Source organism: Propionivibrio soli (assembly GCF_025770765.1).
In the GTDB taxonomy this organism is placed as follows: Bacteria; Pseudomonadota; Gammaproteobacteria; order Burkholderiales; family Rhodocyclaceae; genus Propionivibrio; species Propionivibrio soli.
Genome location: NZ_JANZKY010000007.1, coordinates 194,076 through 217,441, shown reverse-complemented (window position 1 = coordinate 217,441; position 23,366 = coordinate 194,076). Strand labels below are relative to the sequence as shown.

General features: G+C 58.9%; 20 protein-coding genes. 7 read left to right on the top strand and 13 right to left on the bottom strand.

Annotated features, from left to right (window positions below):
* The first annotated feature begins 30 nt into the window (after positions 1–30).
* From NZ453_RS10330 to NZ453_RS10320, 3 genes are all read left to right on the top strand, one after another.
* Entirely contained in the window at positions 31–987 is a 957-nt protein-coding gene (locus NZ453_RS10330) for a LysR family transcriptional regulator (protein WP_263770474.1), read from the top strand.
* 311 nt (positions 988–1,298) lie between these two features.
* Positions 1,299–2,912 (top strand): methyl-accepting chemotaxis protein, encoded by a 1,614-nt coding sequence (locus NZ453_RS10325; RefSeq protein ID WP_263770473.1) that lies wholly within the window; start codon positions 1,299–1,301, stop codon positions 2,910–2,912.
* 266 nt (positions 2,913–3,178) lie between these two features.
* A complete protein-coding gene (locus NZ453_RS10320) occupies positions 3,179–4,381 on the top strand; it encodes an ammonium transporter (protein ID WP_263770472.1) in 1,203 nt (400 codons plus the stop codon).
* A gap of 238 nt (positions 4,382–4,619) precedes the next feature.
* Here NZ453_RS10320 and NZ453_RS10315 read toward each other — a convergent pair whose 3' ends face one another.
* On the bottom strand, positions 4,620–5,462 hold the full coding sequence (locus NZ453_RS10315) for a DMT family transporter (RefSeq protein ID WP_263770471.1): 843 nt from the start codon (positions 5,460–5,462) through the stop codon (positions 4,620–4,622).
* Between the two features lie 317 nt (positions 5,463–5,779).
* Complete coding sequence (locus NZ453_RS10310) at positions 5,780–7,765, bottom strand: methyl-accepting chemotaxis protein (protein WP_263770470.1); 1,986 nt, start codon at positions 7,763–7,765, stop codon at positions 5,780–5,782.
* A gap of 528 nt (positions 7,766–8,293) precedes the next feature.
* Here NZ453_RS10310 and efeO point away from each other — a divergent pair.
* The 3 genes from efeO to NZ453_RS10295 all read left to right on the top strand — a co-directional run bounded on the left by efeO (position 8,294) and on the right by NZ453_RS10295 (position 12,400).
* The gene (efeO, locus tag NZ453_RS10305) at positions 8,294–9,157 is read left to right on the top strand and encodes an iron uptake system protein EfeO (protein WP_263770469.1); all 864 of its coding nucleotides are present in this window, start codon (positions 8,294–8,296) and stop codon (positions 9,155–9,157) included.
* Positions 9,158–9,294: 137 nt separating this feature from the next.
* Positions 9,295–10,581 (top strand): iron uptake transporter deferrochelatase/peroxidase subunit, encoded by a 1,287-nt coding sequence (gene efeB / locus NZ453_RS10300; protein WP_263770468.1) that lies wholly within the window; start codon positions 9,295–9,297, stop codon positions 10,579–10,581.
* Positions 10,574–12,400 (top strand): FTR1 family iron permease, encoded by a 1,827-nt coding sequence (locus NZ453_RS10295; RefSeq protein WP_263770467.1) that lies wholly within the window; start codon positions 10,574–10,576, stop codon positions 12,398–12,400. Before efeB ends, NZ453_RS10295 begins: the two co-directional genes overlap by 8 nt.
* A 532-nt stretch (positions 12,401–12,932) precedes the next feature.
* Here NZ453_RS10295 and NZ453_RS10290 read toward each other — a convergent pair.
* From NZ453_RS10290 to NZ453_RS10240, 11 genes are all read right to left on the bottom strand, one after another.
* Positions 12,933–13,850: an FkbM family methyltransferase gene (locus NZ453_RS10290; protein ID WP_263770466.1), complete on the bottom strand. Its 918-nt coding sequence runs from the start codon at positions 13,848–13,850 to the stop codon at positions 12,933–12,935.
* Positions 13,851–13,905: 55 nt separating this feature from the next.
* Complete coding sequence (locus tag NZ453_RS10285; protein ID WP_263770465.1) at positions 13,906–14,241, bottom strand: hypothetical protein; 336 nt, start codon at positions 14,239–14,241, stop codon at positions 13,906–13,908.
* 62 nt (positions 14,242–14,303) lie between these two features.
* Positions 14,304–15,167, bottom strand: a complete 864-nt coding sequence (locus tag NZ453_RS10280; RefSeq protein ID WP_263770464.1) for an SDR family NAD(P)-dependent oxidoreductase — start codon at positions 15,165–15,167, stop codon at positions 14,304–14,306.
* A 107-nt stretch (positions 15,168–15,274) separates the two neighbouring features.
* Positions 15,275–16,213 (bottom strand): PfkB family carbohydrate kinase, encoded by a 939-nt coding sequence (locus NZ453_RS10275; protein WP_263770463.1) that lies wholly within the window; start codon positions 16,211–16,213, stop codon positions 15,275–15,277.
* A gap of 45 nt (positions 16,214–16,258) precedes the next feature.
* The gene (locus NZ453_RS10270) at positions 16,259–16,942 is read right to left on the bottom strand and encodes a 2-dehydro-3-deoxy-6-phosphogalactonate aldolase (protein WP_263770462.1); all 684 of its coding nucleotides are present in this window, start codon (positions 16,940–16,942) and stop codon (positions 16,259–16,261) included.
* Positions 16,943–17,073: 131 nt separating this feature from the next.
* The gene (locus NZ453_RS10265) at positions 17,074–18,036 is read right to left on the bottom strand and encodes a tripartite tricarboxylate transporter substrate binding protein (protein ID WP_263770461.1); all 963 of its coding nucleotides are present in this window, start codon (positions 18,034–18,036) and stop codon (positions 17,074–17,076) included.
* A 110-nt stretch (positions 18,037–18,146) separates the two neighbouring features.
* On the bottom strand, positions 18,147–19,649 hold the full coding sequence (locus NZ453_RS10260; RefSeq protein ID WP_263770460.1) for a tripartite tricarboxylate transporter permease: 1,503 nt from the start codon (positions 19,647–19,649) through the stop codon (positions 18,147–18,149).
* A gap of 35 nt (positions 19,650–19,684) precedes the next feature.
* On the bottom strand, positions 19,685–20,170 hold the full coding sequence (locus NZ453_RS10255) for a tripartite tricarboxylate transporter TctB family protein (protein ID WP_263770459.1): 486 nt from the start codon (positions 20,168–20,170) through the stop codon (positions 19,685–19,687).
* Between the two features lie 28 nt (positions 20,171–20,198).
* Complete coding sequence (locus NZ453_RS10250; protein WP_263770458.1) at positions 20,199–21,176, bottom strand: PfkB family carbohydrate kinase; 978 nt, start codon at positions 21,174–21,176, stop codon at positions 20,199–20,201.
* Complete coding sequence (eda, locus tag NZ453_RS10245; RefSeq protein WP_263770457.1) at positions 21,176–21,823, bottom strand: bifunctional 4-hydroxy-2-oxoglutarate aldolase/2-dehydro-3-deoxy-phosphogluconate aldolase; 648 nt, start codon at positions 21,821–21,823, stop codon at positions 21,176–21,178. The genes NZ453_RS10250 and eda overlap by 1 nt, the downstream gene beginning before the upstream one ends.
* Before the next feature lie 46 nt (positions 21,824–21,869).
* Positions 21,870–22,670, bottom strand: coding sequence for an IclR family transcriptional regulator (locus NZ453_RS10240; protein WP_263770456.1), 801 nt, complete (start codon positions 22,668–22,670; stop codon positions 21,870–21,872).
* A 200-nt stretch (positions 22,671–22,870) separates the two neighbouring features.
* On the opposite strand from NZ453_RS10240, the gene NZ453_RS10235 reads away from it, so the two are divergent.
* A complete protein-coding gene (locus tag NZ453_RS10235) occupies positions 22,871–23,350 on the top strand; it encodes a YbaK/EbsC family protein (protein WP_263770455.1) in 480 nt (159 codons plus the stop codon).
* The last annotated feature ends 16 nt before the right edge of the window (positions 23,351–23,366 follow it).

Genomic DNA, 23,366 nt, shown 5'->3' with positions numbered 1-23,366 from the left:
TGATACATTGATAAGTAAAACAGAACGATCATGACCAAAACCGGCACCACCCCGATTCCCCCGTTGCTCAATCGCCTGCGCCTACGCCAAGTGGCCCTGCTGCTCGCGATCCACGAATGCCGGACGCTGCGCGGCGCCGCCGATTCGCTGGGCATGACCCAGTCGGCGGCGAGCCAGATGCTGCAAGAACTCGAAGACGCACTCGGCGAACGGTTGTTCGATCGCGTCGGTCGCGGCTTGCAGCTCAATCCGGCCGGGCACCTGGTGATGAACAGTTTCCGCAATCTGCGCAATAACGTCGCCGCACTCACCCACGAGCTAGAAGAACTCCGTCAGGGCAGCGCCGGAAAGCTCTTCATCGGCTGCATCATGGTCGCGGTACCGACGCACCTATGCTCGGCGCTCGTGGAACTGAAGAGGCGCTATCCACTGTTGTCGGTGGAAGTGCTCATCGACACCAGCGACCGTCTGGTCGAGCAACTACGCGACGGGACGATCGACGTCGTCATCGGTCGCTTGCCGAAAATCACCGGCTTGTCCGAGCAAGACTGCCTATTTCGCCCGATCGCCGACGAGAACATCGCGATCGCCGTCGCGCCCGGGCACCCTCTGGCGAAGTCGGCAAAGAAGCGTCTCGACTTCACCTCGCTCCTCGCCTACCCATGGATTCTGCAACCGCGGGGAAGCCCTTCGCGCGAAGTTATCGAACAAGAATTCCTAGCCCATCACGCCGCCCTGCCGCTCGGGCTGATCGAGACGACATCGATCCTCGTCGCCACCAACCTGCTTGCCTACGAAAACATGATCGCCGCCATCCCGCATTCCATCGCAGCGATGTACGAGACGACGGGCGTTCTGAAAACCTTGCCCTATACGTTCAAACATTCCCTGACCAACTGGGGAAGTCTCGTTCACCGCGATCGGACAGTTACTCCAATCGCACAGCGATTCCTTGATCTCTTGCATTCCCAAGCCAACGCGTCTTAATGCTCCACGTCTCGTTCGGCGAGAGCCGTACTCGGCTAATGGCTCGGCCGCCTGGCATGGCACCTCACCAATCACATCGGCTAAAACCATCTGGTGATATAGGGTATTTAGAAGCGAGTGATCGGGAAATTACCGATGTCGTCGCGCTCGGCAACCACTTAGCATGAGAGCGCTCCCCAAAGCGTCATGGCGAAGAAAAGTCTGTGGATTACGCCGCCGGAGCCACGGTAAATGAGCCGGTCCCGAGGCTTTCCCCACGTGCCGGCCGCATGATCGTCCAATAGAGCCAGCCCCTACGACGAGAGGAAAGAATGACAATTTCAAAACGGCTGATGATGACCATGATCGCCTCGACCCTGGCGATACTTTTCATCGCAATTCTCAACCTGACGCAAATGGAACGCATTTTCAAAGCGGCCAATTTCGGCAACGAGAACGTTGTCCCAAGCGTCATTCTGCTGGACAAGGCGCTTCTCGAATTCAGCCATATCCGTGTGCGTAGCTACCGCCATGCGCTTGTCGAAGACGCGAAGAGCAAGACGGACCTCGAAAGCAAGATTTCGGAAGCGGAGAAATCGCTCGCCAAGGCGTTGAAGGACTATGAGCCGCTGGTAATGAACGATGAGGACAAACGTCTATTGGCGGAAGACACCAAGACGTTCACGAACTATATGAGGAGCGTCGAGGACACCTTAAAGCTCTCGCGTGCGAATCAACAAGCCGAAGCGCGCCAACACTTGATCGACGCAGCCCAGGTCGCGGAGCACTTCAATGAGGCACTTGAAGCGCATATGCAGTTCAATGAGAAACTGGGTGAAATGTCCTCCACGGATGGTCGCGCTGCGCAACGCATGGCCAGTTGGGTTTCGCTAGGTGTTTCGCTCGTGGCGATCGTCTTCGTTGCGGGACTCATCTTCCAGATCCGGCGAACCGTGAGGAGCCAGCTCGAAGTCGCCAATCGCATGGCCAAGGCGATTGCCTCAGGCGACCTGACGGCGAACGGCGCGTCAAACACGAGGTCGAACGACGAGATCGGCAACCTGCTAGGCTCGATGGAACTGATGCGTCGCGATCTCTCGGAAACCGTGCGCGGCATTATGAGTGGAAGCGAAGAGATTACCGCGTCCGCCGCGCATCTCTCGTCGGCCGCGCAGGAAGTATCGGCAAGCACAACCCACCAATCGACCTCGACAGCTTCCGCCGCCGCCGCGGTCGAGGAACTGACGGTCAGCATTGACCACGTGGCCACCAATTCCGACGAAGCCAACGAGCGTGCTCAGTCCGCCGGCGAACTCGCGCGCCAAAGCGGTCAAGAAACGGAGCTTGCCGCGTCGAAAACCGGCAAGGTCGCTACTCACGTAGACGAGACAGCGCGAGAGATTCACAAGCTTTCGGAGCGCGTGCATGAAATCGGCAGCATCACCACCGTGATACGCGATGTCGCCGACCAGACGAACCTGCTAGCGCTCAATGCAGCGATCGAAGCCGCGCGCGCCGGAGAACAAGGACGAGGTTTCGCCGTCGTCGCTGACGAAGTGCGCAAGCTTGCTGAACGGACGACAGCTTCCGCACAAGAAATCAGCAAGGTCATCTCGACAATTCAGGAAGGTGTCGCCAGCGCCGTGCAAAGCATGTCGGAGAGCCGCGAACAGGTCGCCGAGGTAGTGACCGCGGCGCAGACGGCGAGCGCGTCGATGACCGCCATTCAAGACGTTACGCGGACGGTGTGCGAGGCCATCGCCGGCATCTCCGAAGCGATGCGCGAGCAGCGTAGCGCCTCAAGCGAGCTATCGCGCAATGTTGAATCCATTGCGCAGATGTCAGACGAAAACTCTTCCTCGGTCTCCGCGGTTGCCAGCACGGCGAAACGCCTCGAAGAGATTTCTACGGGCTTAAAGGGAACCGTCTCGCGGTTCCGCGTTTAGTTGTTTCGCCCATTTGGTCCCGGTATCCCCTGCCAGACCGATGCCGGGTCCAGATTCGCGCACCACGACCATCGACGCTATGCACCGAAACGGAGAACGTTCGCGGCTAGGGCCCCTCTGCGACCCAATATGGTGCTCAATTTGCCTTGTTCGCACTAATAGAGTGACCAGCCACAACGAGAATTTCTTTAAGATTATGATTCTATTGAAATGATAAAAACGGCCCACTAATTGCTTTCGCCACCCAATCTCTTTCGGAGGGGCTCATGGAAGCACTAAAAACGGGTAGCGACGTTTTGTTCATTCTTCTCGGCGGGATCATGGTGCTCGCGATGCACTCCGGATTCGCGTTCCTAGAACTCGGAACGGTGCGCAAGAAGAACCAAGTGAACGCCCTGGTAAAAATCCTCGTCGATTTCTCGATCTCGACGATCGCCTACTTTTTCGTTGGCTTCTCGATTGCCTACGGCGTCAATTTTTTCTCCGGTGCCGAAACATTGATGGCAAAGAACGGCTTCGAATTGACGCGATTCTTTTTCCTGCTTACCTTCGCTGCGGCCATCCCGGCCATCATCTCGGGCGGAGTCGCCGAGCGTGCGCGCTTCAATCCGCAACTTATTGCGACCTTCGTCATCGTCGGCTTCATCTATCCATTCTTCGAAGGCATCGCGTGGAACCAGGCTTTCGGTATCCAGGCCTGGCTGAAAGCGACCTTTGGTGAAGAGTTTCATGACTTCGCCGGATCGGTTGTCGTGCATGCCATGGGCGGCTGGATCGCCCTGCCCGCCGTCCTACTGCTCGGCGCCCGGCATGGACGGTATACAAAAGAAGGCCGCATCGCCGCGCACCCGCCCTCATCGATCCCTTTCCTTGCACTCGGAGCCTGGATACTCACCGTCGGCTGGTTCGGCTTCAACGTCATGAGCGCCCAAACACTGGACAAGATCTCCGGACTCGTCGCCATGAACTCACTGATGGCGATGGTCGGCGGCACCTTGGTCGCCCTGCTCCTCGGCAAGAACGACCCCGGCTTCGTGCATAACGGCCCCCTCGCGGGACTGGTCGCCGTTTGCGCCGGTTCCGATCTGATGCACCCCATCGGTGCCCTCGCCGTCGGCGGCGTCGCCGGCGCTCTGTTCGTCTTCATGTTTACCTTGACCCAGAACCGTTGGAAGATTGACGACGTCCTCGGTGTTTGGCCGCTGCATGGGCTTTGCGGCGCATGGGGCGGCATCGCGGCGGGCATCTTCGGGCAGAAGGCGCTGGGCGGAGCCGGCGGCATCGCCTTCCTGCCGCAGCTGATCATGACCGGGATGGCCGTCGCCATAGCGCTGACAGGCAGCGCCATCGTCTACGGGACCTTGAAGACACTTGTCGGCCTACGTCTCGACCGCGAAGAAGAATTTGAAGGCGCCGACCTATCGATCCACAAGATCAGCGCCACGCCGGAGAACGAGTCGAACTGGTAAGGGTAATGATCGGAAACAAGAGAATCTATCCGGCGAAAATGGATTCTCTCGGACAATAGATGATCGAAGTCCGGCCAACGCCGGGCTTCGTACTTTCGCTGCTTCTGCTATTCGGACCAGGCACTACCGATTTGTCGCAGGCGGGAAGCTAAGCAGCAAAGGATTCAAAGGAACCGTCGGTCCGATAACCATCGATTTCTTGAACACTCCTTTCCCGGCTGGAAATCGTCTTGCCGCTTCAACGGCTCCTTCGTCCAGCGATGACGAGCGCGATACCGCCGAGAATGGCGATTGCTGAAAGCACAAGTCGCTGGGTGATGGTCTCACCAAGAACGATGACTCCTCCGAATCCAGCAATAACGGGGACGCTAAGTTGTACGGTCGCGGCCGTGGTGGCTTTCAAGCTCGGCAGAACACGATACCAAATGGCATACCCAACACCGGATGCGAGCGCACCTGAGGCAATTGCATAGCCGATGCCTTGCAGGTCGAAAGCGGAACGTGACGCCATGACGACACTGAGCAAGGCCGCAAAAGGCAGCGTACGAATCAAATTGCTCGCGGTGCTTTCCGTTGGATTGACGCCGCCACGACCACGCAACGAATAGATTCCCCAAGAAACACCAGCGGTGAGCATCAAGGCCGCGCCGCTTGGGGATGGAGCCGACAGACCTGGCATTAGCAGAGCGACCAACCCGACACACGCAACCACCAGCCCGACAGACTGAAAACGACCAAGTCGTTCTCCCCGCCAGAATCCATAACCAATCATCGTCGCTTGCACGGCACCGAAAAGCAGCAACGCGCCGGTCGACGCGGGCAAGGAAAGGTAGGCATAGGAGAACGCGCCCGCATAAACGAATAGGGCTAGAGCGGAACGCCAACTTCCGTGCTGACGGACGGGTCGGTCTTGAAGGAGCAAGAGGAGCCAGAGCACGACGGCCCCGGAAGCCAGCCGGACGGACGTGAAGGTCGCCGCATCGATGTGCTCCTCCCGCAGCGCGAGGCGGCACAACAGCGAGTTGGCGGCAAAGGCAACCATCGTACCCGCCGTCAGCAAAACAATTCCGATCTTGCTCAATGTGGAGTCCGCCCGTAACAGCCATAACGCAGAGCAATTACGCACGCGATGCGGTATGGCGTAGTTTGGCTACGAATCTGGCCATCGATCCCGTAACGTCCGGCCATCAGACGCGCCCAAGCCCCACCGGTTCCGCCAGGTAGCGTTCGCGTAAAGCTTGCGCTATGCCGACGATTCTTCCGAATCACCCGATCCATCCAGGAATCGATCACCTGGCAGTCGCCGATGCCGGCTCTCCGGCAGACGCAGCCGATGTGCCGAAACGCATTTGGACTCGGTCGTTCAACCGACCGCGCACCGCTTTGCGCCGGACGCCTTCACGTCTGGTACTTGATCACGGATTCCCGCAATTGCGCAGATAGGCCGTCCAGAGATCTTGCTGTGGAGTAGTTCGACTCTGCCGCACTGTTGTTCACTTCAGTCATTTGAGCGATCCGTTCCACATTCTGAGCGACCTCGCGAATCGCCGAATCCAGCTGGCTCAACGCGCCTGAAATGGCGAACACGCAGTCCGCCACTCGATCCGATCCTTCGCTGATACGCGCAAGCCCTTCTTCGGCGCGTCCCGCCAACTTCAGACTCTCGGTCGCCTGCCCATCGGCTTCCTGCATCGAACTGGCGGTGGTCCTCACTCTTTCCTGGATGATCGTTATAAGCGAACTGATCTCGGAGGTCGCTTTCGTGGTGCGTTCGGCCAGTTTCCTGACCTCATCCGCGACGACGGCGAATCCCCGTCCGGACTCGCCGGCACGAGCCGCTTCGATAGCGGCATTCAAAGCAAGCAGATTGGTTTGATCCGCGATCTCACGGATGACGCCGACGATTCCACCGATCATTTCGGAACGCGTACTTAAATCTCTTACGCCCCCGGCAGAGTGGGCGATCAGCTCGGCAATGGACTTCATCGTAGAGACGGCCTCTTTCGTTACCGCCATTGCTTTTGTCGTCTCCTGACTTGCCCGGTTCACAACGTCGGTCGCACTCTTCGCATTCGACGCCGTCTCGCTGACGCTGACCGACGCTTCCTGAACCGCAGCCGCAACCGCCGAGGCCGCTTCCGATTGCGACGCCGAGCTTTCCTGGACTCGCTGGCTGGACGACGCCAGGTCGTGGGCCGCTCCCGATATGCGTTCGCTGGACCGCTTGACGTCGATGATAATCTCGCGAAACTCACTCATCAGGTCATTGAACGCCTTGCCTGCGCGAACAACTTCCGCGGGCCCGGCTTCTGGGACACTGCGGGAAAAATCGTTTTCCCGTATAGCGTACTCGGCGACCCTCACTTCTTCCTTGAGGGGCCTGCTCACGCTGGCGGAGACCCAGGCGGCAACGCTAAGCATCACAACCATGGCGAGCACTGTCAGCACGATGCAAGCGACGAGAAGGTTCCTCTCGCCTGCCACCACTTGGCTTGCACGTTCATCGATTGTTCTGCTTATCAGGCGTTCGACGCCAAGCATGGCGTCGATCTTGTCGGTAATGGTCCTGAACCACGTCTGTGGGTCGGCCTTGAAACCGCTCATTGAAAACTTCTCATAAAGGATGTTGCGCATTGATTGCACTTCCTTCGCCGCGTTCTCACCCAGCACTTTCTCGAATGCGGCGTTTTCCGCCTTTCCCGCCGTGGACCGGAAGACGTCGAGATAGGCTTCCTGCCGGAAATGCCTTTCGAGTATTTGACGGAAGAGCGCAGCTTCAATCAGGTCCGCCGAGAAAGCGGCGGTCGTGAGTGCGCGTTCCTGGCCAGCCTGTTCTTTGGCTTGCACAAACGATAGGTAAGCCAGAAGCTGCTGGCCCATAGTCGCGTCCGAATTGAACTGTCCTCCGGAAGCAATGATGTTGATGAGGCTGGAGATGGTCCCCGTATAGGCGGCCATGTGTTCCTTGACGGGTATTTGCTGGGACTTGGCACGCTCCCTTAGGTCGGGAATCCGTTCAAGTGCGCTTTCTGCCCGCTTGACCACGGCTCCCAACGCCGGCATCGCGGCGCGGTCGATTCCGGAAACCTCTGCGGAGAAGGCGCTTCTCTGTTCGTCCGTCTTGGCCCGGATGCCAGGCAGCACGTCGGAAAAATTGCCACCTTTCGACTGCAGGAACCCCGCTGTTGCACCGCGTTCGATCTGCAGCGCATGCACCAGGTTGCCGGCAGCGACAGCAAGACGCAAGACCGATTGCGTTCGCTGAGCGCTCCGATACTCGGAATAGCTGTCGGCGATTAGTTTCCCGCCAAAGATACCTAGCGAGATCAAGGGCACGACGAGCAACAGCAGGAGTCGTTGTTTGATCGTACTGTGATTAGCCATGGTCACCCCGTGTGGGCGAGACTTGCGATATCGCGATTCAAGACTAACAACCGCTTCGAAATCCATTCGAGGCGCATTCCGGCATCCCTTATCCGCAGCAACCCGCCACAAGAAACCGCGGCCAAGCCAACTGATGATTCACCGCCCTGCAGTGTTTGCTCTGAGCAAGAAATTGGCACCTCAGTTCCAGCGTATGAAGAGAATCCCCACTCTTCCCCGGCAATCTCGTCGAATAGCTCGTTTCCAGCGCCGCCGAAAAAGCTATCGTTGTCGGCCCCGGCTAACCGGCATGCGGGAACGATAGATCTTTCGATCCCAGGCGTATCCGGAATTCACCGTGCGATGACGAAGAACACGAGTCACACCGTCACGCGCGAAGCCCCTTGATCGATTCGATTTGGTGTCTCGGATGGAATTCACCCTGATGTTTGAGTGAGAGTCGTCGTTCTTTTTTCAACCTCTAATGCGAATGATTCTCATTTCTATTGTAAGATCTACGTTTCCGTAACGTTCATCCAAGGAATCCAGATGAAACCCGTGTCGTTCTCTCTCCTCGCGGCGGCTCTTCTTGCCTTGTCCGCGGCCTCTTGCAGCAAGCAAGAACCAGCGGCGCCGGCAGCAACGGCTTCTCTCGCCGAGTCTGCCCCGCCAGACACCCCTACCGCCGTTGATCTAGCAGTTGAAACCAGTGCTTACAAGGCGTGGGTCGAGGGACAAATCGATGGTCTGCTCACCGAAACCCAGAGATTTGTGGACGCCCTGAAAGCTGGCAATCTCGTCGAAGCCAAAAGACTCTATGCCCCGTCACGCATGTATTTCGAGCGGTCAGAGCCTGTCGCCGAGAGCTTCGGCGACCTGGACCCGCGCATCGATAACCGCGAAGCCGACCTGGAAAAAGACGAGAACTGGACGGGTTTCCATACGATAGAGAAAGTCCTCTGGACGAAAAACACTACGGCAGGCACGGAGGCCCTGGCCGATCAACTCATCAACGACATCAAAGAACTACGCGCAAAGATCCCGACGGCGGAGGTTACCGGAGAACTGATGGTGCAAGGCGCGGTGGACCTGCTCAACGAAGTGTCGACGACCAAGATTACCGGCGAAGAAGAAATCTTCTCGCACACCGACCTGTATGACTTCAAGGCCAATATCGAAGGCGCGGAGAAGATCTTCGAGATCTTCACACCGAAGCTGCAGGCGAAAAATCCGGAACTCGTCGCGGAGTTGACGGGCAAGTTCAAAGCCGTAAATGACCTGCTCGCAAAGCACCAGGACGGCGAAGGCTACAAGCCCTACACGGCCCTCACCAAGGACGACACGAAGGCGCTGGCCGAAGCGGTCAACAAACTCGGGGAACCCCTCGCGCAGATGGGCGCGATTCTCAAGTAACCAACGAACTGTCGGAGCCACCGTGGATGACGTTGCGTCCCCCCCTCGGCGCGGCACGACAGAGCGTCGCTTCCCTGCGGTCGCTGACTCGACGAAGCTGATTTTCCACTGGTAAGTACCACTCTGAACAAGGCCGCATGAAACAGGACAAAACGACCGATACGATGCCGGATCGCCGGCGCTTTTTAGGCCGCGTTGGCGCAGGTTCTCTTGGCTTCGCCGTGGGTGGCGGCCTGCTCGCCGGCTGCTCCAGGAAGCCGGTCCAGCAGGTTCTCCAACCAACGCCTGCCGCCTCGGCGGCAACCGATTCCGCGCACGAAGTCAATGCACGGGCCTCCGCCACCGTTCCTTTTTACGGCGAGCACCAGGCCGGTATCGTGACGCCCGCTCAACGTCATATCTACTTCCTCGTACTCGATCTTCATACCACGCATTTGCAGGAAATCCGCGAAGTCTTCAAACGCTGGACAGCCTATGCCATCCGCCTAACCAGAGGCGAAAATGCCCTACCCTATGGCGACAACCCCTTTATACCCCCCGCGGATACCGGCGAAGCAGAAAGCCTGAACGCGTACAGCCTTACGCTCACCTTCGGCGTAGCGCCATCCTTCCTGCGCAAGCTCGGTCTGAGCGAACAACTGCCGCCCGAATTCACCCACCTCCCGGCATTCCCACGCGATCAGATCCGCAAGGAGATTTCGGGTGGCGACATCTGTATCCAGAGTTGCGCCGACGATCCGCAGGTGGCCTTTCATGCGGTTCGCCAACTCGTACGACAGGCGCGCTCTTCGGTCACGATGAAATGGAGCCAAGCTGGTTTCAATGCCTACGACGATGGCCAGGATACGCCGCGTAATCTCTTCGGGTTCCGTGATGGCACGGCTAACCAAGAGACCTTAAAGAAGGCCAACGATTGGGTCTGGGCTAGTGCGCCGAACTGGCTCCAAGGAGGCAGTTACTTGGTCGCCCGCAAAATCCAAATGCATTTGGAAACCTGGGATCGGACCAGTCTCAAGGGACAGGAAGAGACGTTCGGTCGGAGCCGTGCAAGCGGCGCCCCCATCGGCGCCAGAGCTGAATTCGACGCCGCCGACGTCAATGCGCGAGACGCCAAGGGACAGTACGTCATCCCGGAGAATTCCCACATGGGCCTCTCCAAAAGATCTGGAGGCCAACTCCTCCGGCGTTCGTTCTCCTACGCCAACGGTATCGATCCCGTAACGGGTCAGTTCGATGCCGGACTGTTGTTCGTGTCTTTCCAGAAATCTCCCAGTCAGTTCATTGGCATCCAATCGGCATTGGGGCGAATCGACAAGATGAACGAGTACATTACCCACATCGGCAGCGGCCTGTTTGCCTGCTTCGGCGGCATTTCAGAAGGACAGTACATCGGCCAGGCTTTATTGGAGACACGCCATGGTTAGCGGTGTGCTGGCCACCGCATTTGCGCGGTGTTTGCATTCGATGCGCATCAATCTGATGCGCAAGCTCTTCAGAATCAGCGTTCTTGTGGCCGCTGCCTTCTTCGCCAGCGTGGCGACAGTTTGGGCGCAATCCGGCGAACGCGAGGCGTTGCTGCTCAACCATCTGTACATCACGCTGTCGGACGCAATGGGCGCCTCCAAAAACGACGATGCGAAAGGCGCTGCGGCATCACTCGAACGTTTGCGGGCTGATTTCGAACGGATCGAATCGCGTCATTCAGAAAAAGGGCGCCTGGTTGAACAGCGCTTGGGGCTGGCGATTGCCCAACCCAACAGCCAGCAACTCGCTGCCCTATCGAACGCTCTCCTAGCCTTCGAGCGGGAACAGAACCCTGTGGATTACTCCACCAAGCGAGCCGATTTTAAGCGCAAGATCACACCCGCCTATCTGCAACTCGAGCGAGCGATAGCCCAATCGAGCGCCGACGACACCTCCGCGCTTGTTCCGGCCTACCGGCGCTTCAATGGCATCTGGGTTAGTTCCGAACGGATCGTACGCAGTACAAGTATCGGTCATTACGGCACCATCGAAACGGCCATGGCCCTCATGCGAGTGGCCATCGAAACCCAACCCGTAGATCTAGGCAAAGTTCGCCACCAATCCAGCCGGCTAAAGCAGGCCATCGACGACTACAATGCCGGCGCGTCTGCGGCAGCCGCAGACAACGAACTCAAGCTTTCCGATGGATTGCAGTTGTTGCGAGAGGGACTGGCTGCATTCGAGTCGAAGAATCTGCCTGAAGGCCAGGCTAGGCTTATTCGATTCATCGAGATCTGGCCGGTCATCGAAGGCGAGGTAAGTACTCGCGCGCCGGGGCTCTACAGCCGTGTCGAAAACCAGATTCCTGTAGTGGTGGCGCACGGAGAATCTCCTGCCCAGCTGAAGCAGCTGCAGGCCTTGATCAACGAGCTTGCGCAGATCGATCCGCAGGCACAGTACTCTGCGATCGACGCCATGCTGATCCTGCTCCGTGAAGGCCTGGAAGCGCTGCTCATCGTCATGGCGCTACTCAGCGCTCTCAACGTTGCTCGGCAAGAGTCCGGCAAGCGGTGGATCTACAGCGGCGTACTCACCGGCATCCTCGCCAGTGTACTGAGCGCACTCGCCCTGCAACGACTCTTCCCCATCGCCACCGCCGGCAGCAATCGGGAGATGATCGAAGGCGTGGTGGGCGTGTTCACGGTCCTGATGATGGTGGCTGTGGGAGCCTGGCTGCACAGCAAATCGAGCTTGCAGGCCTGGAACCGTTATCTCAAACGGCACGTGGGCCGCGCGCTGACAACCGGCAGCCTCGTATCGCTGTTCGGCCTGAGCTTTCTGTCGGTGTTCCGCGAAGGCGCAGAAACGATCCTGTTCTATGCCGGTATCCTGCCCCGGATCGACACTGGCGATTTCCTTACCGGTATCGGCACGGCTACCGCCATTCTGACGGTCATCGCCGTCGTCCTCTTCCGCACCAGCTACAAGCTCCCGATCGCCAGCATGTTCAAGCTCCTCACTTGGGTGATCTACGCGCTCGGCTTCAAGATCCTCGGCGTGAGCTTGCATGCTCTGCAGCTCACCGGTTATCTGCGCATGACGTCGCTGCAGACCGCCGGGCTGGAAAGTTCAACGCTAGGGCTCTATTCCACTCTCGAAACACTGGCGGCGCAGGCTGTTTACCTCGCCGTGATCGGGCTCATCCAGATCGTGGTCAGCAAAAGAATGGTACAAGGGCAGCTCCAATCCCCGAATGACGTCCGATATAGCTCGCGGTAAGCAGGAGCTTTCCCGCACCACTAAAGACTTCCTAGGTTGCTCGTTGTTGCATCTCTGCCGACAGGACGGTTTCTGGCCGATCCCAACCGGAGAACCAGGAATGACGGGAACTATTCCGCACTTACTCACAGATTCATGTGCCAACTCTGTGGATAAGATCTGGACAAGCCCCTTAAGTCGATGTCGGAGAGAGAGATTTTCGGCTCGCCTGTTTTTTGGGCAATCGGCGAATTGAAACGGCAGAGCAAACCACGAACCCGGACGTATCCGTTGGCACAATGCAAGAAATTACGCTTCGGGCATACAGCAGTTCATTGAACGTCCCCCATAGCGTTCCGCCGGTTTTACCACTGCCGCCCCGCCACGCTGTTCTTTATTTCGAATACCTTATAAGGTGCGTCATCGGGTGACTTAGTTTGTCCACCATGCCCGGAAGATGCCCAATGTCCGCTTTCTCGCTCTGCACCACTGAAAAGCGGCAAGGCCGAAATGCTGAATGGACGAGCCGATAACTGCCTGTTCTTTCCGCAACCTACATCTGCGGAGCCGGATAAAGCCCGCTCCCCTCGCGCACGAACATGAGGTTGAACACGTAGGCGTAATCTGCTGGCTGTGCTGGCTCTCCCGGTTCGATCGTTCGATAGAACGTCGCACCGCGCATATCCATACCGTGGCCGTTGTTGATGATCCCACAACGATAGCCGCGCTCCGTAAAGAAGTGGCGTAGATCGTCCGCGCTGGCACCGCCGTTCTCGAGCGCCCCCCTGTTATGCTCGCAGATAACGAGATCGGGTGCGTGCGAGGCGAAAAAACGAGCCCCGCCTTTGAGGATCTTCAACTCGACGCCTTCCGCGTCAAGCTTCAATACGCGAGGTCGCTGCTCTAAGCCATCTCGGAACAAGTCGTCGAGGCTCGATACTTGTACCACACAGGACTTTCCATCCCGAGGTACCAAAGAGCTCTCCCCCTCGTTCTTCGAATCAAGGAAAAACGTAGCTTCGCCGCCTGTATCGGACAAAGCAAGCGGAAGCACCATTAAGTTGCGGAACCGATTGCCTAGCACGTTTCTCAACAACCCTCGGTATGTGTTTGGCATTGGCTCAAAAGCGAGAACGCTACCACGTTCACCGGCACAGAGGCGGAACAGCACGGCGAAATAACCCACGTGCGCACCTACATCAATGGCCATATCTCCGGAGCGCAGCGCCCCGACCGCAATCGCCGTCGTGTAAGGCTCATACAGGCTTCCTGAACGAAACAGTTCGAACATTACGCTTTGCGTATGCTCCGACCGGTTAACTAGAAGACACGCCGATTCCTGCGTACCATCTGGGCGCTGGACGGCAAGGCCCAGCACCCCGCTCTCATCTATTGTGTTGTAGAACGACGACAACTCGCTACCGCCAAACGGCGTTGCCCATTTCGTCAATTGACCCGGTCTTACAGCCATCTGAATAGTGTCTCCTTATACCCGTTCCCATCCGTTTCATGTTTGGACATCTCACCTATCCCTGGTGAAATCCGTCGCCGGAATTTTGTCGCAAACACCCCAGGCTTCCAAGGGAAAGCCGTCTCACCATCACCACCGGGGGATACAGCCAAATTGCAAGGTGCTGGACATGCCCTGCCAACGCTCCGATTATCGCACCCCAGAACCGAATCTGGCTAAGGATGGTAAGTGTCGACAGAAGGACGACAATCGACACACGGCTAGTGAAGAACTCCGGCATGAACTGAACAGGTTCTTCACCAGCCGAGGTCATGGTGCGTCGGCAGTTGGTATCAAGCAAGGTACCGAGAATGATGCCGAGGATTGCCGGGCCAACCTGATAGCCATACATCTTAACGAAGCATCCGCAAATGCCAAAGCTCGTAGCGGGGCTGGAGGCTAGACGCCGACACCTTATCTGCAACGACGATCGGGGCGACGCGCAGACCTCCAGGCCACCTGTTCCGTTTTTCCGGTATCGACCCTTAGGGTAGCACCATTCGTTCCGGCCCCATCCGGCGATGCCAGGTAAAGAACGAGCTGTGCGATCTCGTCGATCGAGGATGCATGCTGTTTTATGGCAGGCCGCTTCTGCTCTTCGATGGCGAACATCCGTTCTTCCATCGTCAGGCAGACATCCTTTTCGTTCTTGACGGACGACAGGTCGGGCAGGATGGGACCGGGAAGGATTGCGTTAACGGTCACTCCCGTACAGACCACTCGTTTTGCGAGCCCATACGTCACCGAAAGCGCCGCCCCCTTGGTCAAGCCATAATGGATCATCGACTGGGGTATGTCGAGGCACCACTCCGACGACATGAAGACGACCCGTCCCCAGTAACGTTTCAACATGCCGGGAACATAAGCACGCGAAAGACGAATTCCGGACATCACATTAACGTCGATGTACTGCGCCCACTCGCTATCCGGAATATCGAAGAAATCCTTGACCCCGTACACGCCAACGTTATTAATGAGAATGTCGGCGGATGGCTGTTTCTCAACGAGTTCGTTGCATCCGGCGGCCGTACCTACATCGCACGCGGCGCCGAAGATCCGTGCTTCGCCGAACTCCGCCGACAGTTTGGCGACCGCCTCCTCGACGGCCTCCTGGCGACGGCCATTGACTACCACTTCCGCTCCGGCGCCGGCAAGCGCCCGGGCAATGCCGAAGCCGACGCCGGCTGTTGAACCCGTGATAACGGCGCGTCGACCCGCCAAGAAATTGCGCTTCGGGCGATCCATACCCGAGAAAGGCACCGCATTCGAAACCAGCATGATTCCTCCCTTTTATTGTCACTACCGATAACGAGGCAAATCCTTTCGTCCTACTTCCGCCGGCTATCCCCGCATCCCAGCCAGGAAGGCGATCGTTTGTTCTCCGATCAACCAGGTCTATCGCTCGGTGCGTCAAAGCGGGCCAAGAAGTTCTCCACTTCCGCCCGCGTCGGACAGCCCATGCGTCCGCCGAAATGCGTGCACTTGAGCGACGCCGCCACGCAGGCGAAACGCGCCGCCTGCTCGATCTCCTTGCCTTCGAGCAACGCCAGTGCGAAGGCGCCATGAAAGACATCGCCGGCCGCCAACGTGTCGACTACCTCGACGTTCGGTGCCTCGACATGTCTCACGCGGCCGTTCTCATACCACGAGTAGCCCTTCGCGCCGCAGCTCGCACCCACATGCCCGCGATGCACCGGGCCCACCTTGAGAAGCGCCGCTTCCACATCGTGGCAACCGGCGTAGATAGCGAGACCCGCATCGGAAAAGACAGCATAGTCGGCGAGGGGAACAAGCCGCTGTAGCGTCTCGATCGGCGCCACTTCCCCGTCCACCATGCATGGAACGTTGTGCGCACGTGCTGCTCGGAGTGCCGCCTCGGCGCCTTCGACCCAACGCGTCTCGCAATGCACAAAATCGGCATGTTCCACTTCCTGCAGTGGCAACCACACGGCCGACGGATCGGCATTCGGGTCGTGGAACGGAACGACGAGACGATCGCCGCGCTTATCCACGATCACCGCCACCTGGGAGGTCGCCGCGCCAGGAACAACGTGCACTCCAGCCACGTCGAAACCTTCGTCAACAAGACCTTGGCGCGCCATTTTCCCCAACCAGTCATCCCCGATGCGCGACCAGACCTGTGCGCAGCCACCTAGGCGAGAAAAGGCGAAAGCGGCTGAGACCGCCATGCCGTCTACCAACTGATATCGCTCGGTCGGCAACACCTTAGCCGGAAGCGGCGGAATGTTCTCGACACGGAAGATCGTGGCTGAGCATATCGCGCCGACCGCGATCATGCGTTTCCGCTGGGGAGCAGAAGTCATCTCAGGCGCCAATCAGAAACCCCTTGCCGAGAGTGCATGCAGCGATCATGCCGCGCAGGGGATTGCGCATGGAATTGTCTTCGGACAAATCGACTGCCAGGCTTCGGCGAACGACACCGCCCGAGCGGCTACCTGTTCGCAGCTCAAACCCGGTGAATACAGTGCCGACCCGAGGCCGAACGCACGTGCGCCAGCCTCGACGTATGGCTTGATCGTTTCCGGCGTTATGCCGCCAAAGGGCAACAGCAAGGTACCTTTCGGGATCACGGCACCCAGTGCCTTGACGACCTTAGGCGTGATCATCTCCCCCGGAAACAGCTTCAATCCGTCCGCGCCGGCACCGAGCGCTGCAAACGCCTCCGTCGGCGTCGCCACGCCCGGGACGCAAAGCAATCCAAGCGCCTTGGCCGCTCGCACGACGTTGAGGTCGGAGTGCGGCATGAAAACCATTTCACCGCCACATGTCTTGAGTTGTCGCACTTGGTCGGCGCTCATCACAGTCCCCGCGCCGACAAGCGCATCTCCCGGCAGTGATTGGCGAAAACGGGTAATGCTGGAGAACGGGTCGGGCGAGTTGAGTGGCACCTCGATCAGCCGGAAACCGGCGTCGTAGAGGACACGGCCGATGCCTTCGGCCTCCTCCGGCTTGATACCTCTCAGAACGGCAACAAATGGCAAACGCCCCACCGCCGCCTTAAAGCGTTCCCCAAGGCTCGCTTCTGAATTCATGTTGATTCCCATCGGTAATGCTCGATTCCTGACTAGAACGCCGAGGCGGGCAGAGATGCCAGGACGGCCACCTCCCCGCCGCGGACAAGGCCGGCGCAACGTGTCGCTAGCTCGCTGCACCGGCAGGGTGATTACTTGCCGAGCTCCATCTTCGACAAGAGATCGTTGAAGAACACATACTGGTTGTTGACGAATTCCTTGCACTCCTCCGGATTGCGGTACTTGACGACCATTCCGCGTGAGGTGATGAATTGCTTGAATTCATCGCTGCTGGCCGCCTTTTTCAGCGCGGCGCCGAGCACGTCGAGAACGGCCTTTGGCGTCCCCTTCGGAGCGCCAAAGGCGCCCCAGCCGACAAACTCAAGGTTGATACCGCTCTCGATCAGGGTAGGAACCTTCGGGAAAGCCGGGTCGCGTTCCTTGGTCATGATGGCGAGGATCTTCAGCTTGCCGGCATCGACGCCCGCCTTGACCTCGCCGGCATTGACCGTAACGGCTTCGATATGCTTGCCCATCAGCGCCGTAACGGCCGGCGCTGCGCCTTCGAACGGAATGTGATTGAACGTGACTTTCTGGTTGCCTTCGAGGGCGGATGCCGCGATGTGCCAAATCGAACCGGCGCCGGAGTTGCCGACACGGACTTTGCCTGGGTTGGCTTTCGCGTACTTGATGAGGTCATTGATGGTATTGAACGGTGCGTCGGCGGGAACGGTCACCGCCGACGGAACCATCGTCGTCTGACCGATGAATTCGAACGAGCTCGGTTCAAGATCCGAGAGCTTGAGCGCCTTATGCATCACGAGCTCGACCGGGATATAGCTCAGCGTGTAGCCATCGGGAGCGCTGCGAGCCACCTGCGACATGCCGACGCCGCCCGACCCACCGGCCTTGTTGACCACGACGACCGGCTTGCCGAGCTCAGCTTCCATCCCCTTGGCGATGATGCGAGCCGTCATGTCCGAAGCACCGCCCGGATTGAACGGGACAACGATCGTCACTTCGCGCTGAGGGAAAGCTCCCTGCGCAGCAGCGGGTGCCGCGGCGAACACTGCGCACGCCGACATAACAGCGGATAGAACGGATAGTTTTTTCATTGCGATTCCCTCCAAGTTAGAAAATTGCTGGACTCATGATGAAGAACTGCTTTCCGGTCGACGCGGCGACTTGCCGACCAGTCACGCTTTGACGAGTCGTGCGACGCGCGTTAATCAATCTCCCCCGCGATAGCCGACTTCTTGTGCTTGATCTCGGCGTACACGCTGCCGCTCAGAACAACCGCCGCAAGAATGATCATCGTCAGCGAGATCGGGCTCTCGATCAGGCCGACGAGGCTGCCGTTGTTCATCTTCACTGACTGCAACAAGGCCTTTTCCATCATCGTGCCGAGCACGTAGGTGAGGACGATGGGCGCCATCGGAATGTCGATCTTCTTCATGATGTAGCCGATAACCCCGAAGACGAGCATCACGCCGACGTCCCAAAGATCGTTGGATACCGTGTAGGCGCCGATGATGGAAATGATGAGCACGATCGGGTAGAGCAACTTTGCCGGCACGAGAGCGATCTTGGCCCACAAGCCGGCGAGCGGCAGGTTCATGATGAGCAGCATGGCGTTGCCAACGAACATGCTGGCAATCACGCCCCAGACGAAAGTCGGATTCTGCGTAAACAGGATCGGCCCGGGCGTGAGTCCGTGCATGATGAACGCGCCAAGCAGGATGGCGATCGTCGGCGAACTCGGGATACCCAGTGTCAGCAGCGGAATCATGGCGCCACCGCAGTATGAGTTGTTGGCCGTCTCCGGACCGGCGACGCCTTCGATGGCTCCCTTGCCGAACTTGCCGGGGGTCTTCGACAGTTTCTTTTCCATCGAATACGAGAGCAGCGCCGGAATCGCCGAGTTGGTCCCCGGAATCAATCCGATCAGGAAGCCGAGACCTGTTCCTCGCAGGACAGCGCCGGTGGTTGACTTGAGTTCGTCTCGGTTGGGAAGGAGGCTCGTCAGTTTCTCCGGCTTGCCGACGGCCGCGAGGTTTTCCATGCCGAGGAAGATCTCGGACAGGCCGAAGAGACCCATGGCGATGGTAACGAGATCGAGGCCGTTGATCAGGAATGGCTGGTTGAAGGTGTAACGCAGCACGCCCGAGATCGGGTCCATGCCGATGATGGAGAGGCTCAACCCGATGAACATGGCCACCAGGCCGCGAACGATCGACGCGCCCATCAAGCCCACGACCATGGTGAGGCCGAAGAGCATCAACGAGAACATTTCCGTGGGGCCGAAGCGCAGGGCGAAATCCGCCAGAGGCGGCCCGATCAATACGAGACCGAGGATCGAGGCGATACCGCCGACAAACGATCCCAGCGCCGCGACCCCCAACGCCACGCCGGCGCGGCCCTGCTTCGCCATCTCGTGACCGTCAAGACACGTGATCACCGAGGCCGCCTCGCCGGGGGTGTTGATCAGAACGGACGTTATCGTCCCGCCATACATCCCGCCGTAATAAATCCCGGCGAGCATAATGATGGCCGACACGGGCTGCATTCCGTAGGTCAGCGGAATCAGAAGCGCTGTGGCCGTCGTCGGCCCGATTCCCGGCAACACGCCGACCAGTTGCCCGACGGTGACGCCGATCAGACAGTACAAGAGGTTTTGCCAGGTCATCGCGACGGCGAAGCCCGACAACAATCCCATCAATGACTCCATTGACTGACTCCTGGTTCAGATTTTCGAATTCGGTCTTACGGCAAGGGCACCGAGAAGCACACCTTGAAAATGAGGTAGCAGATCAGCGTGATGCCGACCGACAAGGCCAACGCGGGCACCAACCGATAGTTGCGGACAAACGTGATGAACATCAGAACCGAGCCGGCGATGATGAACCCCACGGTGTTGAGCAGAAACAGGAACGCGAGGCACGAAAAAAAGATCGTGGCGACGTTGAGTAGCGCCTGCCGTCCAGGAAAACAGTCGCCGACACGAAAGACCTGAATCGAGCACGACTGCCAGATGTAAATCAAAGCGACGACAATCGACAGTCCCGACAACCAGCGGGGGTACATGCCAGGACCGGCACCCAGCTTCGATTGATAGGGCAAGTCGAAAGACATCTTGAAAAAGAGGATCGAGAACGCGAGAAAACCCATACCAAACCATAACCCCGCGTTTTGCCGCCGGACCCAGCCGGAAAAGCCTTTTCTGCTTGCTTCGTTTGTCGTTTCATCCATTGTTATTTCCCTCCAATTCCTTCTCAGCTCATGAGGCAAGGCACGACCGGTTGAGCCTCCCAGAGCCGCGCGGCCCGTACGCGATTCGCATACCTTCGTCAACTTCGGCTCGAGTCGGGCAACCGAGTCGGCCGCCGAAGCGCATGCATTTCAACGAAGCTGCAACGCACGCGAACTCCGCCGCATAAGTGATGCCCCGCCCTTCCATCAGCGCCAATGCAAAGGCGCCATGAAAAACATCGCCGGCAGCCAGCGTATCGACAACCTCGATCTCCGGCGCCGGAACCCGGCGAACACGCCCGTTTTCGTACCAGGCGTAACCTTCCCTCCCGCAACTCGCGCCGACGTGCCCCGGATGTCGGGACCCGACTCGGATCAGCGCCGTCTCGACGTCGTTGCATCCGGCATAAATGGACAAGCCCGCGTCGGAAAATACGGCGTAGGTGGCGAGCGGGACAAGCCGCTCAAGCACGTCGAGAGGTGCCACATCGCCGTCGATCATGCACGGCACACCGGCTGCGTTGGCGGCCCGCATGGCCGCCTCTGACCCCTCGACCCACCGAGCATCGCAATGCACGATATCGGCTCTTGCCAAGTCGGCAAAAGGCAGCCAATCCGGCGATTTGTCGACGCGATGGTCGTGGTAAGGAACGACGAGCCGGTCCCCGTGATGATCGACAATCACGGCGGCCTGCGACGTCACGGTTCCCGGGATGCTGCGCAACCCGCTGGTGTCGAGTCCCTCCGCCGCGAGCGTGCGTCGCATCGAAACGCCCAGGTCGTCGTCACCCACGCGCGCACAAATTCCGGCATGGCCGCCGAGGCGCACAAATGCATACGCGGCCGAAAGCGCCATACCGTCAACCACTTGGCACATCTCATCGGCGAGCACTTTGGACGGCAGCGGCGGGATGTTGGCAACGCGATAGATGCTGGAGTTGCAGATGGCTCCGACCGCAGCCATCCGCTTGCGCGGAGCCTCGTTCGGCGACTCGACCGTCTGCATCAAGCGCTGGCCCCCGTCATCGCCGCTGCCTGGCGTGCGAGCGTGGTAATTGCCGACCAGTCGCGGGCTTGCACCAGCGTCGTCGGGGCAACCCACGAACACCCGATGGTGTTGCAGTTCGGCAGAGCCAGATATCCGGCCACGTCACCCACCTTGATGCCGCCGGTCGGACAGAAAGTCACCCGCGGGAAGACCCCGGCCATGCTTTGCAGCCACGTGATTCCGGCTGCACCGTGCGCCGGAAACAGCTTCTGCTCCAGGAAACCATGCTCGATGGCCGCCATGATTTCGCCCGCCGTCGAGACCCCGGGAAGAAAAGGAAGGTGCGCCTCATTCACAGCACGCGCCAAGGTATCGGTCAATCCCGGCGAAACCCCGAACGCCGCGCCTGCGTCCACGGCACGCTTGACATCGTCACGCGTTAATAGCGTCCCTGCTCCGACATGCGCTTCGGGCGCGGCGGCGACCATGGCACGGATGGCATCTGCAGCGGCTGGCGTACGCATCAATACCTCGAAGGTAAAAATGCCGCCGTCGACCAATGCCTGTGCCAGATCGGCCGCGACGACCGCGTCATGCACCGTCAGCACCGGCATCACCGGCACGCGGGCGAGAATCTGGCGCATCGTGGGCTTGTAGGCTTGCATCGTTTCTCCCTGTCTCGTTCTGGTCGTTGGCCTCCGGGTCGTCCGGTCAGCCGTTTCTGATGTTGGTGTGCGCTCGCGCCGGCCATATCTGCTCGATCTGGCAGATGGCTTCATGAAGTGGCTGCGCGAACGACATGAGCTTCTCGGTATTGAGTCGGAAAGTCGGACCTCCGATCGATACGGCGCCGACCACGCGGTTGGCCTTACTCGGATCCTTGACCAGCATGGCGATCGCCGACAACCCGAGCTCGGATTCCTGCTCGTTGAGCGCGAACCCCATTTCACGCGTCCTCCGGATTTCGCGCCGCAATTGGGCGACGGTACGGATCGCGTTGGGCCCCAACAATTCAGCCTCGAAACCAGTCGCCACGACGCGGGCGACCGCTTCCTTCTCCGGCATGCTGGCAAGCCACGCCTTCCCCATGCCAGTGGTATGAAGCGGTACATGGCGGCCACTGATTGGATCGCAGCGGATGGCGCTTGTAGCCCCCTGCGCCTTGGCCACCCACGTCATCTCATCGTCTTCAACCACGGCCAGGCGCACCAGTTCGCCGGTCTTGCGTGCGAGATCGTCGAGTATCGGCTGCGCGGCTTCCGTGAGGTTCATTCCGGACACTTGGCGCAGCCCCATGGCACCGAGCTTGAGCGTCAGCACGTAACGGTCGCTGAGAACTTCCTGCTTCACGTAGTGCGCGTTGATCAATGCCTGCAGCAACCGGTGAGTAGCGCTGAGCGGGAGTGCGAGATACCGCGCGATCTCGCTGATTTGCAGCCCTTCGTTGTTCTCGATCAAGAGTTCGAGTATCGCCAACCCCCGTTCTACCGACGAGGTGCTCATATTCGCCATGAAGGCCCTCCACATGCGTGATATACGCCGCCGATGCCCTGCCCGCCAGCCTTTCCGGGCTGAAACATCAAGCCCGCCCACAGTAGCGGAACAGCAACGGCGCGTAGTCTAGCTCAATGAGGAAATGTTTTCCACATCATCTTGGAAAGATTTTCTATATCCAGGAGCGCGCTAGAATTTTTGCTTTTGTGGACGAAATCATGAGCTTGCAATCGGTCCGGAATTTCTTCGCTGCGCGCAATGCGGACATCCCGATCATCGAACTCGATGTCAGCACGGCCACCGTTGCTCTCGCGGCCGAAGCTCACGGGGTCGAGCCAGGGCGAATCGCGAAGACGTTGGCGTTCCGCCTTGGCGATGGCCGAGCTATCCTCGTTGTCGCTCGCGGCGACGTACGAATTGATAATCGGAAATTCAAGGATGCCTTCGGCAAGGGAAAGATGCTCGGAGCCGAGGAAGTGTCGACCCTCACCGGACATCCAGTAGGTGGCGTCTGCCCATTCGGCTTGGCCACACCCGTTCCAGTCTACCTCGACGTATCCTTAAAGGACTTCGATGAAGTGTTGCCCGCGGCGGGGGCAATCCATAGCGCCGTGCGCATCACACCGCGTCGCCTGGCGGAAGTGACCGCAGGAGAGTGGGTGGACGTATGCCAACTGCCAACGAATGGCGGAAGTTGAATCGACGAGCGCGGCG

What these genes read in the sequence shown, in the direction of transcription:
- NZ453_RS10330 (WP_263770474.1), top strand. Translation starts at nt 31, where the DNA reads ATGACCAAAACCGGCACCACCCCGATTCCCCCGTTGCTCAATCGCCTG.
- NZ453_RS10325 (WP_263770473.1), top strand. Translation starts at nt 1,299, where the DNA reads ATGACAATTTCAAAACGGCTGATGATGACCATGATCGCCTCGACCCTG.
- NZ453_RS10320 (WP_263770472.1), top strand. Translation starts at nt 3,179, where the DNA reads ATGGAAGCACTAAAAACGGGTAGCGACGTTTTGTTCATTCTTCTCGGC.
- NZ453_RS10310 (WP_263770470.1), bottom strand. Translation starts at nt 7,765, where the DNA reads ATGGCTAATCACAGTACGATCAAACAACGACTCCTGCTGTTGCTCGTC.
- efeO (WP_263770469.1), top strand. Translation starts at nt 8,294, where the DNA reads ATGAAACCCGTGTCGTTCTCTCTCCTCGCGGCGGCTCTTCTTGCCTTG.
- efeB (WP_263770468.1), top strand. Translation starts at nt 9,295, where the DNA reads ATGAAACAGGACAAAACGACCGATACGATGCCGGATCGCCGGCGCTTT.
- NZ453_RS10295 (WP_263770467.1), top strand. Translation starts at nt 10,574, where the DNA reads ATGGTTAGCGGTGTGCTGGCCACCGCATTTGCGCGGTGTTTGCATTCG.
- NZ453_RS10290 (WP_263770466.1), bottom strand. Translation starts at nt 13,850, where the DNA reads ATGGCTGTAAGACCGGGTCAATTGACGAAATGGGCAACGCCGTTTGGC.
- NZ453_RS10285 (WP_263770465.1), bottom strand. Translation starts at nt 14,241, where the DNA reads ATGTATGGCTATCAGGTTGGCCCGGCAATCCTCGGCATCATTCTCGGT.
- NZ453_RS10280 (WP_263770464.1), bottom strand. Translation starts at nt 15,167, where the DNA reads ATGCTGGTTTCGAATGCGGTGCCTTTCTCGGGTATGGATCGCCCGAAG.
- NZ453_RS10275 (WP_263770463.1), bottom strand. Translation starts at nt 16,213, where the DNA reads ATGACTTCTGCTCCCCAGCGGAAACGCATGATCGCGGTCGGCGCGATA.
- NZ453_RS10270 (WP_263770462.1), bottom strand. Translation starts at nt 16,942, where the DNA reads ATGAATTCAGAAGCGAGCCTTGGGGAACGCTTTAAGGCGGCGGTGGGG.
- NZ453_RS10265 (WP_263770461.1), bottom strand. Translation starts at nt 18,036, where the DNA reads ATGAAAAAACTATCCGTTCTATCCGCTGTTATGTCGGCGTGCGCAGTG.
- NZ453_RS10260 (WP_263770460.1), bottom strand. Translation starts at nt 19,649, where the DNA reads ATGGAGTCATTGATGGGATTGTTGTCGGGCTTCGCCGTCGCGATGACC.
- NZ453_RS10255 (WP_263770459.1), bottom strand. Translation starts at nt 20,170, where the DNA reads ATGGATGAAACGACAAACGAAGCAAGCAGAAAAGGCTTTTCCGGCTGG.
- NZ453_RS10250 (WP_263770458.1), bottom strand. Translation starts at nt 21,176, where the DNA reads ATGCAGACGGTCGAGTCGCCGAACGAGGCTCCGCGCAAGCGGATGGCT.
- eda (WP_263770457.1), bottom strand. Translation starts at nt 21,823, where the DNA reads ATGCAAGCCTACAAGCCCACGATGCGCCAGATTCTCGCCCGCGTGCCG.
- NZ453_RS10240 (WP_263770456.1), bottom strand. Translation starts at nt 22,670, where the DNA reads ATGGCGAATATGAGCACCTCGTCGGTAGAACGGGGGTTGGCGATACTC.
- NZ453_RS10235 (WP_263770455.1), top strand. Translation starts at nt 22,871, where the DNA reads ATGAGCTTGCAATCGGTCCGGAATTTCTTCGCTGCGCGCAATGCGGAC.